The organism is Spirosoma flavus (assembly GCF_054778555.1).
On sequence record NZ_BAAGZL010000006.1, the window covers coordinates 247,447 to 260,026 of the forward strand.

Annotated in this window: 22 protein-coding genes; all 22 read right to left on the reverse strand. The window is 48.5% G+C overall.

From position 1 onward, the window contains the following. Nucleotides 1-5 precede the first annotated feature (5 nt). Nucleotides 6-1,322, reverse strand: coding sequence for a preprotein translocase subunit SecY (secY, locus tag ACYVF1_RS26480; protein WP_461084639.1), 1,317 nt, complete (start codon nucleotides 1,320-1,322; stop codon nucleotides 6-8). A gap of 32 nt (nucleotides 1,323-1,354) precedes the next feature. Continuing rightward, entirely contained in the window at nucleotides 1,355-1,831 is a 477-nt protein-coding gene (gene rplO / locus ACYVF1_RS26485) for a 50S ribosomal protein L15 (RefSeq protein WP_461084641.1), read from the reverse strand. Nucleotides 1,832-1,925: 94 nt separating this feature from the next. Continuing rightward, nucleotides 1,926-2,105, reverse strand: a complete 180-nt coding sequence (rpmD, locus tag ACYVF1_RS26490; RefSeq protein ID WP_461084643.1) for a 50S ribosomal protein L30 — start codon at nucleotides 2,103-2,105, stop codon at nucleotides 1,926-1,928. An 18-nt stretch (nucleotides 2,106-2,123) separates the two neighbouring features. Continuing rightward, complete coding sequence (gene rpsE / locus ACYVF1_RS26495) at nucleotides 2,124-2,642, reverse strand: 30S ribosomal protein S5 (RefSeq protein ID WP_020603982.1); 519 nt, start codon at nucleotides 2,640-2,642, stop codon at nucleotides 2,124-2,126. Between the two features lie 3 nt (nucleotides 2,643-2,645). Further along, nucleotides 2,646-2,999 (reverse strand): 50S ribosomal protein L18, encoded by a 354-nt coding sequence (gene rplR, locus ACYVF1_RS26500; RefSeq protein WP_461084645.1) that lies wholly within the window; start codon nucleotides 2,997-2,999, stop codon nucleotides 2,646-2,648. A gap of 93 nt (nucleotides 3,000-3,092) precedes the next feature. After that, a complete protein-coding gene (rplF, locus tag ACYVF1_RS26505; RefSeq protein WP_461084647.1) occupies nucleotides 3,093-3,650 on the reverse strand; it encodes a 50S ribosomal protein L6 in 558 nt (185 codons plus the stop codon). A 13-nt stretch (nucleotides 3,651-3,663) separates the two neighbouring features. Further along, the gene (gene rpsH, locus ACYVF1_RS26510) at nucleotides 3,664-4,062 is read right to left on the reverse strand and encodes a 30S ribosomal protein S8 (RefSeq protein ID WP_190888456.1); all 399 of its coding nucleotides are present in this window, start codon (nucleotides 4,060-4,062) and stop codon (nucleotides 3,664-3,666) included. Nucleotides 4,063-4,153: 91 nt separating this feature from the next. Next, a complete protein-coding gene (gene rpsN, locus ACYVF1_RS26515) occupies nucleotides 4,154-4,423 on the reverse strand; it encodes a 30S ribosomal protein S14 (protein ID WP_020600943.1) in 270 nt (89 codons plus the stop codon). Nucleotides 4,424-4,446: 23 nt separating this feature from the next. Next, nucleotides 4,447-5,001 carry a 50S ribosomal protein L5 gene (rplE, locus tag ACYVF1_RS26520; RefSeq protein ID WP_461084649.1) on the reverse strand — a complete coding sequence of 185 codons (555 nt, stop codon included), beginning with the start codon at nucleotides 4,999-5,001 and terminating at the stop codon, nucleotides 4,447-4,449. A 15-nt stretch (nucleotides 5,002-5,016) separates the two neighbouring features. Then, nucleotides 5,017-5,373, reverse strand: a complete 357-nt coding sequence (gene rplX, locus ACYVF1_RS26525; RefSeq protein WP_461084651.1) for a 50S ribosomal protein L24 — start codon at nucleotides 5,371-5,373, stop codon at nucleotides 5,017-5,019. Nucleotides 5,374-5,376: 3 nt separating this feature from the next. Next, nucleotides 5,377-5,745, reverse strand: coding sequence for a 50S ribosomal protein L14 (gene rplN, locus ACYVF1_RS26530; protein WP_018618706.1), 369 nt, complete (start codon nucleotides 5,743-5,745; stop codon nucleotides 5,377-5,379). A 3-nt stretch (nucleotides 5,746-5,748) separates the two neighbouring features. After that, on the reverse strand, nucleotides 5,749-6,120 hold the full coding sequence (gene rpsQ / locus ACYVF1_RS26535; RefSeq protein WP_461084653.1) for a 30S ribosomal protein S17: 372 nt from the start codon (nucleotides 6,118-6,120) through the stop codon (nucleotides 5,749-5,751). Between the two features lie 11 nt (nucleotides 6,121-6,131). Continuing rightward, nucleotides 6,132-6,326 (reverse strand): 50S ribosomal protein L29, encoded by a 195-nt coding sequence (gene rpmC / locus ACYVF1_RS26540; RefSeq protein ID WP_190888452.1) that lies wholly within the window; start codon nucleotides 6,324-6,326, stop codon nucleotides 6,132-6,134. A gap of 20 nt (nucleotides 6,327-6,346) precedes the next feature. Continuing rightward, the gene (gene rplP / locus ACYVF1_RS26545; protein ID WP_461084656.1) at nucleotides 6,347-6,778 is read right to left on the reverse strand and encodes a 50S ribosomal protein L16; all 432 of its coding nucleotides are present in this window, start codon (nucleotides 6,776-6,778) and stop codon (nucleotides 6,347-6,349) included. An 84-nt stretch (nucleotides 6,779-6,862) separates the two neighbouring features. Next, nucleotides 6,863-7,756: a 30S ribosomal protein S3 gene (gene rpsC, locus ACYVF1_RS26550; protein ID WP_461084658.1), complete on the reverse strand. Its 894-nt coding sequence runs from the start codon at nucleotides 7,754-7,756 to the stop codon at nucleotides 6,863-6,865. A gap of 6 nt (nucleotides 7,757-7,762) precedes the next feature. Next, the gene (gene rplV, locus ACYVF1_RS26555; RefSeq protein ID WP_461084660.1) at nucleotides 7,763-8,155 is read right to left on the reverse strand and encodes a 50S ribosomal protein L22; all 393 of its coding nucleotides are present in this window, start codon (nucleotides 8,153-8,155) and stop codon (nucleotides 7,763-7,765) included. Nucleotides 8,156-8,258: 103 nt separating this feature from the next. Beyond that, nucleotides 8,259-8,537, reverse strand: coding sequence for a 30S ribosomal protein S19 (rpsS, locus tag ACYVF1_RS26560; RefSeq protein ID WP_012930238.1), 279 nt, complete (start codon nucleotides 8,535-8,537; stop codon nucleotides 8,259-8,261). A gap of 9 nt (nucleotides 8,538-8,546) precedes the next feature. Next, complete coding sequence (gene rplB / locus ACYVF1_RS26565; RefSeq protein ID WP_461084662.1) at nucleotides 8,547-9,371, reverse strand: 50S ribosomal protein L2; 825 nt, start codon at nucleotides 9,369-9,371, stop codon at nucleotides 8,547-8,549. 29 nt (nucleotides 9,372-9,400) lie between these two features. Next, entirely contained in the window at nucleotides 9,401-9,688 is a 288-nt protein-coding gene (rplW, locus tag ACYVF1_RS26570; protein WP_461084664.1) for a 50S ribosomal protein L23, read from the reverse strand. Nucleotides 9,689-9,690: 2 nt separating this feature from the next. After that, nucleotides 9,691-10,320: a 50S ribosomal protein L4 gene (rplD, locus tag ACYVF1_RS26575; protein ID WP_461084666.1), complete on the reverse strand. Its 630-nt coding sequence runs from the start codon at nucleotides 10,318-10,320 to the stop codon at nucleotides 9,691-9,693. Between the two features lie 3 nt (nucleotides 10,321-10,323). Further along, complete coding sequence (gene rplC, locus ACYVF1_RS26580; RefSeq protein ID WP_461084668.1) at nucleotides 10,324-10,944, reverse strand: 50S ribosomal protein L3; 621 nt, start codon at nucleotides 10,942-10,944, stop codon at nucleotides 10,324-10,326. 345 nt (nucleotides 10,945-11,289) lie between these two features. After that, on the reverse strand, nucleotides 11,290-12,498 hold the full coding sequence (locus ACYVF1_RS26585; protein ID WP_461084670.1) for an acetyl-CoA C-acetyltransferase: 1,209 nt from the start codon (nucleotides 12,496-12,498) through the stop codon (nucleotides 11,290-11,292). Nucleotides 12,499-12,580: the final 82 nt, after the last annotated feature.

Below are 12,580 nucleotides of genomic sequence, written 5' to 3' on the forward strand. Positions count from 1 at the left end.
TTCGGTTAAGCTGCTACTGTTTCGTTGGTGCGTCCCTGCACTCTACCCGACTTCATCAACCCTTCGTAGCGACGCATTAACAGATAGCTTTCAACCTGTTGCAACGTATCAAGAACTACACCAACCATGATCAACAGCGATGTACCGCCGAAGAACTGTGCGAAACCACTGGTCATACCAAGTAGGTTTGCAATAGCAGGCAGAATAGCTACGATTGCCAGCATAACAGCACCAGGCAACGTAATACGGTCAAGTACCGTACCGATATATTCTGATGTCTGAATGCCAGGTTTTACGCCAGGGATGAATCCACCGCTACGTTTCATATCATCTGCTATTTGAACCGGGTTAACCGAAATAGCGGTGTAGAAGAACGTAAAGATGATGATCAGCAAGCCAAATAATACGTTATACTGCCAAGTCGTATAGCTCTGGAAAGCATTCTGAATGCTAGCGGCAAAATCGCTTTTCTCAGAAAACAACCCTGCTACGTAGGTCGGGATGAACATCAGCGCTTGCGCGAAAATGATAGGCATTACACCAGCTGCATTCAGTTTTAGAGGCAGATACTGCCGCTGACCGCCTACAACTTTGTTACCAATCACTTGCTTCGCATACTGAATTGGAATCCGACGAACGGCCTGTGTCAGTACAACTGCTCCCATTACTACGAAATATAGTGCTACTAACTCCAGAACGAAAAGCAGAATTCCGCTTGATCCACGCGACTGTTGTTCACCGATGATAGCGCCTGGAAGCCGGGAAACGATACCGATCATGATGATCATGGAGATACCATTTCCAATGCCTTTATCCGTGATACGTTCGCCCAGCCACATACAGAAGATGGTACCCGACGTCAGGATAAATACAGAAGCTATTGTAAATAAACCACGGTCGATCAGCAGAGCTTCCGCCGGAATCGTCGTGTTTACATACGTAATGGCTTGTACAGCTGTTACGCCGATTGTCAGCACACGCGTAATCTGGTTCAGTCGCTTACGGCCCGATTCACCTTCCTTTTGCATTTTCTGGAAGTAAGGTAAGGCTAACGTAAGGAGCTGAATAGCAATCGATGCCGAGATATACGGCATAATACCCAACGCAAAGATTGACGCTTTACTGAATGCTCCTCCTAAAAAGGTATCGAGCAAGCCAAGTAATCCTCCCGTGCTGATGTTTAACTTGTTTGGGTCAACGCCCGGCAATACAATTGCCGAACCAAGCCGAAACGCAGTGATAAACAACAGCGTGTTGAGGATTCGACTCCGCAACTCGTCAATTGCAAAAATATTCTTAAACGTGGTGATGAGTCGGTTCATAAAAATAGGTCAGCTGATGCCTTACTCACTACTTAATTCGCTGCTTCCTCGTTCGCTTCTTTTGTTGGCACAATTGCCTTACCGCCTGCTTTTTCAATAGCATCTTTCGCACTTGTCGAGAAAGCATGCGCATGAACTTCAATAGCAGACGTCAATTCGCCCCGGCTCAATACTTTCACCAGGTCTTTTTTACTCACCAAACCATGTTGACGCAGGAATTCCAGATCAACTACGGTTGCCTTGGTTTCATCAACCAGAGCCTGGATACTATCCAGATTTAGAGGTTTGTACTCGACGCGGTTAATATTTTTGAAGCCGAATTTTGGCACACGACGTTGAAGCGGCATCTGACCACCTTCGAAGTGTGTTTTACGACTGTAACCTGAGCGCGATTGCGCTCCTTTGTGACCACGCGTAGACGTACCGCCCATGCCTGATCCTTGCCCGCGTCCGACTCGCTTGCGCTCTCTGACGGAACCTTTTGCCGGTCTAAGGTTGCTTAAATTCATTGGTTTATTTGTAAAAAGTGATTCTTTTGGCTTCTCCTGGCAGCTCTAACGTAGCGTCAAAACGGCCCGAAAACCAAAAGAATCGCAAAGGTACTTAAATTTCTTCAACTTTCACCAGGTGCTGCACCTTATTAATCGCACCTTTCAGCGCATCGTTGTATTCCAACTCAATGCTGCGATTAATTTTGCCCAGGCCTAACGCCTTGATAGCATTCTTTTGCGCTAACGGCCGCTTAATGGTGCTGCGGACTTGCGTGATACGTACTCGTGCCATGTCAGTTGCTCCTTTATATTAACCGTTAAATACTTTAGCCAGGCTTACCTGACGCTGGAAAGCTACCTGATGCGGTAAACGCATTTTGAGCAGAGCGTCTAACGTAGCTTTTACTACGTTGTGTGGGTTCGACGAACCTTTCGATTTTGCAAGGATGTCGTGTACGCCAGCCGATTCAAGAACGGCACGCATAGCACCACCAGCAATCACACCCGTACCGGGAGCAGCTGGCTTCAGCAGTACAAAACCACCGCTGAATTTACCTTCCATTTCGTGGGGAACCGTGCGCTTCAGAAGCGGAATCTGTACCAGATTTTTCTTGGCATCTTCCACACCTTTAGCAATAGCGTCGGTTACTTCATTGGCTTTACCCAATCCGTACCCAACTACACCGTTTCCGTCGCCGACGACCACAATCGCCGAGAAACTGAACCGGCGACCACCTTTTACCACCTTCGCTACGCGGTTGATGGCTACAACCTTTTCTTTCAGGTCGGCTTCGTTGAATTTTGTCGGTCTTGCTGAATTGATGTTCATCGCTTAGAACTTAAGGCCACCCTCGCGGGCTGCATCGGCCAGTGCTTTTACTTTACCGTGATATAAGTAGCCGTTACGATCGAACACAGCCGCGCTGATGTTCTGAGCAACTGCTTTCTCGGCCAGGCGCTGGCCCACTTTTTTCGCCGTATCCAGGGTGTTTCCTTCAACTTCGCTTTTCAGCTCAACTGATGAAGCAGCGGCCAGCGTGCGGCCTGCTACGTCGTCGATAAGTTGTGCGTAAATCGCTTTGTTCGAACGGAAAACCGACAGGCGCGGACGCTCAGCCGTACCCGAAACTTTAGCCCGGATACCAAACTTAATCCGCTGTCTTCTTTCTTGTTTATTCGTTGCCATCTTATTTGATTCCGACCAAATAGGCGTTTTATTGTTCCAAGTTTCTAGTTCAACGTTTTAAGCCATGGCTTAAAACGTTGAACTAGAACCAAATTATTTCTTAGACGAAGTTTTACCTGCTTTCCGGCGAACTTGCTCACCAACGAAGCGGATACCTTTGCCTTTGTAAGGCTCAACTTTCCGCAACGAACGAATTTTAGCCGCTACGTCGCCAAGAAGTTGTTTATCAATACCTTCCAGATATACTTTAGGGTTTTGTCCTTTCTCGGTAACAGCCGTTACTTTAATTTCTTGCGGAACTGCTACATACACATTGTGCGAGTAGCCTAGTTGCAGTTCAAGAACGTTATTCGTAACAGCCGCTTTATAACCAACCCCAATGATTTCGAGGTTTAGTTTGTAGCCTTCGCTAACACCCGTTACCATGTTGTTCACCAGCGAACGGTATAGACCGTGCATGGCTTTATGACGCTTCTGATCAGTTGGGCGTGCTACCTGAATCTGTCCCTCTTCGATTGCTACCGAAATGTCCGGGTCAACCGACTGGGTCAGGGTGCCTTTAGGCCCTTTTACCGTCACGACGTTTTGATTGTCGACAGACAACGTTACGTTGCTGGGTAGGGCGATGGGTTTCTTACCTATACGTGACATCGTTCAATTCGGATTAATAGACGTAACACAATACCTCTCCACCCACGTTCAGCGTCTTCGCTTCCTTATCGGTCATTACCCCTTTCGATGTCGAAAGGATAGCAACGCCTAATCCATTCAGGATACGTGGCAGGTTGTCAGCACCCCGATACTGTCGCAGACCTGGGCGGCTGATACGTTGCAGATCAACGATAGCCGACTGCTTCGTTGTTGGATTGTACTTCAGAGCGATTTTGATAGAGCCCTGTGGAGTGCTATCGTCGAACTTGTAGTTCTGGATATACCCTTTATCGTACAAAACTTTGGTAATTTCTTTCTTTATGTTTGAAGCAGGGATTTCCACAACCCGGTGCCGAGCACGGATAGCGTTTCTGACACGTGTCAGGTAATCTGCTATTGGATCTGTATTCATTCTTAGCGTTGCGTTACTTGCAAACCCCTGCTTTTCAAAAGAGTTCGCAAAATTACGGAAACTGAATTACAAATAGAAATGGAATCTGGAATTACCAGCTTGCCTTGGTTACACCTGGGATTTTACCTGCCGATGCCATCTCACGGAACGTTACCCGCGAAATACCAAACTTGCGCATGTAGCCCCGAGGACGTCCCGTAAGTTTGCAACGATTGTGCAGACGTACTGGCGATGCATTTTTAGGCAGCTTGTCCAGGCCGATATAGTCACCGGCTTCTTTTAAAGCCTTACGTTTCGCAGCGTATTTGGCAACTAGCGCTTCACGCTTCCGTTCCCGTGCTTTGATTGATTCTTTTGCCATTGTCTTAGCCTTTGTGTCGGTTATTATTTACCACTTTTAGCAAACGGCATTCCCATTGCTTTCAGTAGCTCGTAGCTTTCGTTGTCGGTATTAGCGGTCGTTACGAACGTAATGTCCATACCTGAAATACGGGCTACTTTGTCGATGCTGATTTCTGGGAAGATAATCTGCTCCTGCACGCCGAACGTATAGTTACCACGTCCATCGAATCCTTTGTCGCTGATACCTTTGAAGTCACGAACTCGTGGCAGCGATACCGATGTCAACCGGTCCAGGAATTCATACATCCGCTCACCACGTAGCGTTACCTTCGCACCGATCGGCATTTTCTCCCGCAGTTTGAAGTTCGAAACAGCCTTTTTCGACAGCGTCGGAACGGCTTTCTGGCCCGTGATCATCGTCAATTCTTCGACGCCTACGTCAACCAGTTTCTTATCAGCGACAGCAGCTCCAATTCCTTTGTTGATGACAATTTTGCTCAGACGCGGCACTTGCATGATCGACTTATACTGAAACTTGTCCTTCAACTGAGGAACAACTTCGCTCAAATATTTTTCTTTCAGTCTTGGCGTTGCCATTTTCTTAGACCTTTATTATTTACGGACGTCAGGGATGAAATTGCCGGTCTTTTTCGAGAACCGTTGTAATTTACCCTTATCATTCAACTTACGACCCGTGCGGGTTGGTTCGCCGGTAGCAGGATCAACCAGTTTCAGATTGCTGATATGGATTGAACCCTCCGTTTTCACCAGACTCCCCTGCGGATTAGAGGCCGTTGGTTTCAGGTGTTTTGTAATCATTGCAACACCTTCTACACGAGCGCGGTCTTTTTCAACGATTACTTCCGTTACCACGCCACGCTGGCCTTTCGAGTTACCGCCAATCACCAGAACAGTATCACCTGTTTTGATGTGGAATTTATGTTTCGGTAGCGTTATTTTCTTTTCCATTGCTTAAAGTACCTCCGGGGCTAACGATACAATTTTCATGAATTGCTTTTCGCGCAATTCGCGGGCTACAGGCCCAAAAATCCGGGTACCACGTGGCTCATCGTTGTTGTTGAGCAACACGGCGGCATTGTCTTCAAAGCGAATGTACGACCCATCTTTCCGACGTACCTCTTTCTTTGTCCGAACAACAACGGCTTTCGAAACCGTACCTTTTTTCATGCTGCTGGACGACAGCGCCTGTTTCACCGTTACGACGATTTTATCACCGACCGATGCATACCGTTTGCCTGTACCGCCCAGAACGCGGATAACGAGTACTTCTTTCGCACCGCTGTTATCTGCTACACCTAATCTTGATTCTTGCTGTACCATGGCTTACTTCGCTTTTTCGATGATTTCGACTAACCGCCAACGTTTATTCTTGCTCAATGGGCGGGTTTCCATTACGCGAACGGTGTCGCCAATACCACACTCATTGTTTTCATCATGAACCGTAAGTTTCTTCGTTTTCGTCTGAAACTTGTGGTACAACGGGTGCTTCACTTTACGGTCGATAGATACCGTAATCGTTTTCTGCATTTTATTGCTGGTCACCCGTCCGATACGCTCTTTCCGAGCGTTACGTTCCGAAGCCGGAGTAGCTTCGCTCGTTGCGGGAGCGGCTGCTTTCGGCTGTTCTGTTGTAGCTGCTGCCGCTGGCGTTGCTGCTGCCTCTTCCTGCGGTGCTGGTGCTTGTTGCTCTTCCATCGTCGTTCTTATTAGGCTTGCCGCGATTTCGCTGTCAGTTCTGTGTGTAGGCGAGCAATCCGTTTACGGCTCTCGCGGATGCGCATTGGGTTCTCGATTGGAGATACAGCGTGCGCAAAGTTCAGTTTCTGCAGTCGGTCCTGCTCAGCACCTATTTCAGTACGTAGTTGGTCGGCCGACAATCCTTTTAAATCTTCTTTTTTCATCTTGTTCGTCGCTTAGGATCTTATTCCTCGCCTTGCTCCTGATAATCACGCCGAACCACAAACTTGGTCCGAACAGGCAGTTTCTGAGCTGCCAGACGTAGTGCTTCCATACCCGTTTCGAGCGGAACACCCGTTGCTTCGAACATAATCGTGCCGGGCTTTACAACGGCTACCCAATACTCGGGAGCACCTTTACCTTTACCCATCCGTACTTCGGCTGGCTTTTTCGTAATTGGCTTATCAGGGAAAATACGAATCCAAACCTGGCCTTCCCGTTTCATTGCACGGGTTACGGAAATACGAGCGGCTTCAATCTGACGGGCAGTGATACGTCCTGGCTCCAGCGATTTGATACCGAACGTACCGAAAGCGATTTCATGTCCGCGCGATGCGATACCTGGAATCCTTCCTTTATGTTGTTTGCGGAATCTTGTTCTTTTTGGCTGTAACATAGCTCTAAAAGTTGTAGTCGATAGTGGTTAGTCGATAGTCGATAGAACTGCTAAAGACCGTTAACTGACGACTGTTGACTAAAATTATCGTCTTGGTCCTCCACCGCGATTACCACCCTGGCCACCGCCACCGCGATTACCACCCTGGCCACCGCCACCGCGATTACCGCCCTGGCCACCACCGCCACGGTTGTTACCGCCACGGTCGTTACGATCACCCCGGCCACGACCACCACGGTCGTTACCTTCACGGTCGCCACGAGGTCCACGACGATCACCACGATCGTTCGAAGAAGCGCTACGTTCGCCAGCTTGCGCCTGGCTCATCATAGCTGCTGGAGACAGATCACGTTTGCCGTATACTTCACCTTTGAAAATCCACACCTTGATGCCGATTTTACCATATACGGTTTGTGCTTCCGAGATAGCGTAATCGATGTCGGCACGTAGCGTATGAAGGGGTACACGACCTTCTTTGTATTGCTCTGAACGGGCAATCTCAGCACCACCTAATCGACCAGAGACTTTCACTTTGATACCTTGAGCACCAACGCGAAGCGCCGACTGAATGGCTTGCTTCATTGCACGACGGAACGAAATCCGCGCTTGCAACTGCTGAGCGATAGCTTCGCCAACCAGTTTAGCGTCAACTTCAGGCCGTTTGATTTCGAAGATGTTGATTTGAACGTCTTTGCCCGTTACTTTCTTCAACTCTTCTTTGATCTTATCGACTTCGCCACCGCCTTTACCGATAACGATACCCGGACGAGCCGTGTGAATTGTCAACGTAACGCGCTTCAGCGTCCGTTCGATAACTACCCGAGCAATGGCTCCTTTCGGAATACGGGCTGCTACGTATTTTCGGATTTTCTCGTCTTCAACGAGTTTGTCCGAAAACTCTTTGCCGCCGTACCAGCTCGACTCCCAGCCCCGAACAATACCAAGTCGCAGGCCAACTGGATTTATTTTTTGTCCCATTTCTTTTTATTGTTCGTTTTCAGGGGTTTCTGCTTCTGCCGAAGTTAGTGCGGTTTGCGCTGCGCTATCAACCACGATGGTGATGTGGTTTGAGCGTTTCCGAATCCGGTGACCACGTCCCTGTGGAGCAGGGCGCAGGCGTTTCAGCATCGGACCGCCATCGACAAAAATTGTTTTTACGTAGAGGTTAGCGTCTTCGATACGCTCGTCCTCATTCTTTTGCTGCCAGTTAGCAACTGCCGATAGCAGAACTTTCTGCAGTATGGCGGCACCTGCCTGTGGCTGGTATTTCAACAAACCCAACGCCCGGCTAACGCGCTGACCACGAATCAGGTCGGCGATCAACCGCATCTTACGGGGCGACGTGGGCACATCTCTAAGTCTTGCTACTGCTTCCATTTAAAATGAGAGTTGTAGAGTTGTAGAGTTATAGGGTTGTATAGTTTGTGTTCGCCTAAGCCAACTTTATAACTTTAAAACCTTACAACTTTATAACTCAAGTTTATCGTTTGCCCTTGTCTTTCTTTGCGGTGTGCCCACGGAAGTTGCGCGTTGGCGAGAATTCGCCAAGTTTGTGACCTACCATGTTTTCCGTTACGTATACCGGGATGAACTTGTTTCCGTTGTGAACGGCGAAGGTGTGGCCTACAAAATCCGGCGAAATCATCGAACGACGCGACCAGGTTTTGATGACCGATTTCTTGCCCGAGTCATTTTGCGCCTGCACTTTGTTGTCTAGGCGAAAATCGATATATGGGCCTTTTTTAAGTGAACGTGCCATTTTTGTCTGTTACTTTTTGCGTCGGCTAATAATCATTTTCTCAGATGGCTTATTCCGGTTACGGGTCTTCTGACCTTTCGCGTACTGGCCATTGCGCGAACGTGGGTGACCACCCGACGCCCGGCCTTCACCACCACCCATCGGGTGATCGACTGGGTTCATAACAACACCACGAACGCGGGGGCGGATACCCAACCAACGATTCCGGCCTGCTTTACCCACTACTACGTTCATATGGTCGGGGTTCGAGACCGAACCAACCGTTGCCATGCCAGCGCTCAGTACACGACGGGTTTCACCAGAAGGCAAACGCAGGATTGCGTATTTGTCTTCACGGCCAACCAATTGTGCATACGTACCAGCCGAACGAGCCATCGAACCACCTTTACCAGGCGTCAGCTCAATGTTGTGGATGATTGTACCAAGTGGCATTTCTGACATTGGCAGTGCATTTCCTACGTCAGGCGTAGAACCGGTACCTGACTGGATTTTCTGACCAACTACGATACCTTGTGGGGCAATGATGTAGCGTTTTTCGCCATCAGCGTATTGCACCAACGAGATGCGGGCTGAACGGTTTGGATCGTATTCTACAGTCAAAACTTCGGCAGCTTGGCCGACTTTGTCGCGCTTAAAGTCAATAATACGGTAATGCCGCTTATGACCTCCTCCAATGTAGCGCATAGTGCGGTGACCTTCGTTGTTACGGCCACCGGTTTTTCTCAGGGGCTCCAGCAGACTTTTTTCTGGCTTGGAGGCTGTCAGTTCCGCGAAATCGGGTGCCACGCGAAAACGTGTACTCGGCGTAACTGGTCTTAGTTTTTTAACTCCCATGACTGAATTATTGTAGAGCAATGCTCGGTTTACAGGTCTGCGTAGATATCAATTACTTCGCCCTCTGCCACCGTTACGATTGCTTTTTTCGTGGTTGGGGTCTTGCCCGATACAACACGTCCGTTAATGTTTTTGCTACGTTTCTTTCCGTATACCCGGAACGTATTCACAGCTTCTACGTTAACGCCGTACATTTTCTCGACGGCTTTGCCGATTTCGAGTTTGTTTGCATTCAATGTAACCTCAAAAGCATACTTCCCTTGCTTGTTAAGGCCCGTCATTTTTTCAGTGACGATTGGTCGTTTCAGTACGCTCATGATTATTGTTGAAACAAAGTTTGAATGGTTGACAGCGCTTCTTCGCTGATGAGCAGTTGATCGGCATTCATCAGATCGTAGGTGTTAACCTGTGCAGCTGTCGTTACTTTCGCTTTCTGTACGTTCCGGCCCGACAATACTACGTTCGTATTTACGTCTGGCAGAATCAACAGCGTTTTGCGGCCCGTTACGTTCAGATCGTTCAGGAATTGAACGTAATCTTTCGTGCGAGGAGCATCAAAAGCGATGTTGTCGATAACCGAAATGTTGTTCGACTGCGCTTTTACGGCATAAGCCGACTGGCGAGCCAGCGATTTCACTTTTTTGTTCAGTTTGAAGCTATAGTCGCGGGGGCGAGGTCCGAAGATGGTACCACCACCAACAAATACGGGCGACTTTGCACTACCGGAACGAGCACCGCCCGTACCTTTTTGCTTCTTCAATTTGCGGGTCGAGTGTGCATTCTCTGCGCGCTCTTTCGCTTTGTGGGTTCCTTGACGCTGGTTAGCCAAGTACTGTTTCACGTCGAGGTAAATCGCGTGCTGGTTTGGCGTGATGCCGAAAACCTCATCCGAAAGGGTGACCTTCTTACCTGTGTCTTCGCCCTTGCTGTTATATACGATTACTTCCATGACCTACTTCTCGATAATAACGTATGAATTTTTGGCACCCGGAACTGAACCGCTAACGACGAGCAGGTTTTGCTCGGGCAGAATACGTAGCACACGCAGGTTTTGAACCTTTACGCGATTGCCACCCATCCGACCGGCCATACGAAGACCTTTGAACACGCGAGAGGGGAACGAACATGCGCCGATCGAACCTGGGTGACGACCCCGGTTATGCTGACCGTGCGTTTGACCGCCTACACCACCGAATCCGTGACGTTTCACAACGCCCTGGAAACCACGACCTTTTGCTGTTCCGACTACGTCAACGAAGTCAGCTTCAGTAAAGATGTCGGCTACCGTGAGGGTTTCGCCCAGATTCAGCTCTTGTTCGAATTCTTTGAATTCAACCAGTTTGCGTTTAGGCGTAGTACCGGCCTTTTTGAAGTGGCCCAACTCCGGCTTGTTGCTGTGCTTTTCTTTCTTTTCGCCATAACCCAGCTGCACAGCTTTGTAGCCATCTTTCTCGACGCTACGTACTTGAGTTACGACACAGGGACCCGTTTCAATCACTGTACATGCCAGAGCCTGCCCGTCCGCATTGTACACGCTGGTCATCCCGATTTTCTTGCCAATTAAACCAGACATTTGTGTTTGTTTAAAGTAAGCAGGTAAATTTTAGGTACTCATTCCAAACCCAGACCTGCTGTCTGAATCGGGCCGCAAAAGTAGGAAATCTTTCGGACGATTCCTATATCTGCTTTACAATCAGACTCGAAAACAACATAAAAAAAGGTCGGGCGCGCTGCACCTGACCTTTCACCGACAAATAATACCTCAACAAAGAGAAGGCTTATTTGCCAAAAGTCAGATGTGGTTTCCGCAGCAGCAGACCTTCACCCTCGTATGTCGTTAACTCGCGTTTCGAGTTTGGGAGTGCAAAATTAGAGAATTCCCGACAGAAATGAAAATTATTTTAAGAAGTTTTTTAGACTAATGGATTCGCTCAATAATAGTTGCTACGCCCATTCCGCCCCCGACACAAAGCGTAACCAAACCAACCTCTTTATCAGACCGTTCTAACTCGTCAATCAACGTAGCAGATAAGATAGCACCGGTTGCCCCTAACGGATGGCCCAAGGCAATAGAACCACCATTTACGTTCAATTTGCTGTGATCTACGCCGAACTCGTCCATAAATAGAATAGGTACGGCGGCAAAGGCTTCGTTAACTTCGAATAAATCAATATCGGAAATCTGCATACCAGCGCGTTTCAGCACTTTTTGCGTAGCGGGAATTGACCCTGTTAGCATAATGGTAGGCTCCGAACCAACCATAGCAAACGCTTTGATACGTGCCCGAGGTTTCAAACCCGCTTTTTCACCGAACTCTTTGTTACCAATTAATATAGCTGCCGCTCCATCAACAATCTGCGAGGAATTACCAGCGTGGTGAACGTGATTGATGGCTCCGAACTGAGCGTATTTCAACAGAGCGAGTCCATCCAAACTCATTTTGCCCATCGCTTCAAAAGCGGGTTTGAGTTTACCAAGACTTTCGACAGTAGTATCAGGACGAACACCTTCGTCGCGGTCGAGCAACGTAACGCCGAGTTCATCCAGCACAGGAACAAGTGTACGACCGAAACGATTATTTGCTTGTGAATCAACTGCCCGCCGATACGATTCAGCCGCGAAACGGTCTACGTCTAAACGCGAATAGCCATACTTAGTGGCAATGAGGTCGGCAGATATTCCTTGCGGTACGATATTATGTCGGGCGACAATCTGCGGATTCATAAACAAAGCGCCCCCATCCGAACCCATCGGTACCCGCGACATCGATTCTACTCCACCAGCCACAATTGCATCGACCTGCCCCGACATGATGTAGGCGCTAGCCATATTAATTGCTTCCAATCCAGAAGAACAGAAACGATTCAGTTGAACACCTGCCACCGATTCAGCATAACCCGCTTCGAGGGCCGCTGTACGGGCAATATCAGCTCCCTGTTCGCCAATAGGCGTAACGCAGCCCATTATTACGTCATCCACCAGCGACGTATCAAGTTCGTTACGTCCCTGAAGGGAACGTAGCACGCTGGTAAGTAGCTGAATGGGCTGTACGTCGTGGAGAGAGCCATCGCTTTTTCCGCGTCCCCTGGGGGTACGTACTGCATCATAAATCAAAGCCTCTTGCATAATCTAAATAGTCAGGATTTGCTTCTCAAAACATGAAAGAGTAAAACTACAGATAAAGATTCTCAGATAAATTTCTTTACTG

What these genes read in the sequence shown, in the direction of transcription:
- secY (WP_461084639.1), bottom strand. Translation starts at nt 1,322, where the DNA reads ATGAACCGACTCATCACCACGTTTAAGAATATTTTTGCAATTGACGAG.
- rplO (WP_461084641.1), bottom strand. Translation starts at nt 1,831, where the DNA reads ATGAATTTAAGCAACCTTAGACCGGCAAAAGGTTCCGTCAGAGAGCGC.
- rpmD (WP_461084643.1), bottom strand. Translation starts at nt 2,105, where the DNA reads ATGGCACGAGTACGTATCACGCAAGTCCGCAGCACCATTAAGCGGCCG.
- rpsE (WP_020603982.1), bottom strand. Translation starts at nt 2,642, where the DNA reads ATGAACATCAATTCAGCAAGACCGACAAAATTCAACGAAGCCGACCTG.
- rplR (WP_461084645.1), bottom strand. Translation starts at nt 2,999, where the DNA reads ATGGCAACGAATAAACAAGAAAGAAGACAGCGGATTAAGTTTGGTATC.
- rplF (WP_461084647.1), bottom strand. Translation starts at nt 3,650, where the DNA reads ATGTCACGTATAGGTAAGAAACCCATCGCCCTACCCAGCAACGTAACG.
- rpsH (WP_190888456.1), bottom strand. Translation starts at nt 4,062, where the DNA reads ATGAATACAGATCCAATAGCAGATTACCTGACACGTGTCAGAAACGCT.
- rpsN (WP_020600943.1), bottom strand. Translation starts at nt 4,423, where the DNA reads ATGGCAAAAGAATCAATCAAAGCACGGGAACGGAAGCGTGAAGCGCTA.
- rplE (WP_461084649.1), bottom strand. Translation starts at nt 5,001, where the DNA reads ATGGCAACGCCAAGACTGAAAGAAAAATATTTGAGCGAAGTTGTTCCT.
- rplX (WP_461084651.1), bottom strand. Translation starts at nt 5,373, where the DNA reads ATGGAAAAGAAAATAACGCTACCGAAACATAAATTCCACATCAAAACA.
- rplN (WP_018618706.1), bottom strand. Translation starts at nt 5,745, where the DNA reads ATGGTACAGCAAGAATCAAGATTAGGTGTAGCAGATAACAGCGGTGCG.
- rpsQ (WP_461084653.1), bottom strand. Translation starts at nt 6,120, where the DNA reads ATGGAAGAGCAACAAGCACCAGCACCGCAGGAAGAGGCAGCAGCAACG.
- rpmC (WP_190888452.1), bottom strand. Translation starts at nt 6,326, where the DNA reads ATGAAAAAAGAAGATTTAAAAGGATTGTCGGCCGACCAACTACGTACT.
- rplP (WP_461084656.1), bottom strand. Translation starts at nt 6,778, where the DNA reads ATGTTACAGCCAAAAAGAACAAGATTCCGCAAACAACATAAAGGAAGG.
- rpsC (WP_461084658.1), bottom strand. Translation starts at nt 7,756, where the DNA reads ATGGGACAAAAAATAAATCCAGTTGGCCTGCGACTTGGTATTGTTCGG.
- rplV (WP_461084660.1), bottom strand. Translation starts at nt 8,155, where the DNA reads ATGGAAGCAGTAGCAAGACTTAGAGATGTGCCCACGTCGCCCCGTAAG.
- rpsS (WP_012930238.1), bottom strand. Translation starts at nt 8,537, where the DNA reads ATGGCACGTTCACTTAAAAAAGGCCCATATATCGATTTTCGCCTAGAC.
- rplB (WP_461084662.1), bottom strand. Translation starts at nt 9,371, where the DNA reads ATGGGAGTTAAAAAACTAAGACCAGTTACGCCGAGTACACGTTTTCGC.
- rplW (WP_461084664.1), bottom strand. Translation starts at nt 9,688, where the DNA reads ATGAGCGTACTGAAACGACCAATCGTCACTGAAAAAATGACGGGCCTT.
- rplD (WP_461084666.1), bottom strand. Translation starts at nt 10,320, where the DNA reads ATGGAAGTAATCGTATATAACAGCAAGGGCGAAGACACAGGTAAGAAG.
- rplC (WP_461084668.1), bottom strand. Translation starts at nt 10,944, where the DNA reads ATGTCTGGTTTAATTGGCAAGAAAATCGGGATGACCAGCGTGTACAAT.
- ACYVF1_RS26585 (WP_461084670.1), bottom strand. Translation starts at nt 12,498, where the DNA reads ATGCAAGAGGCTTTGATTTATGATGCAGTACGTACCCCCAGGGGACGC.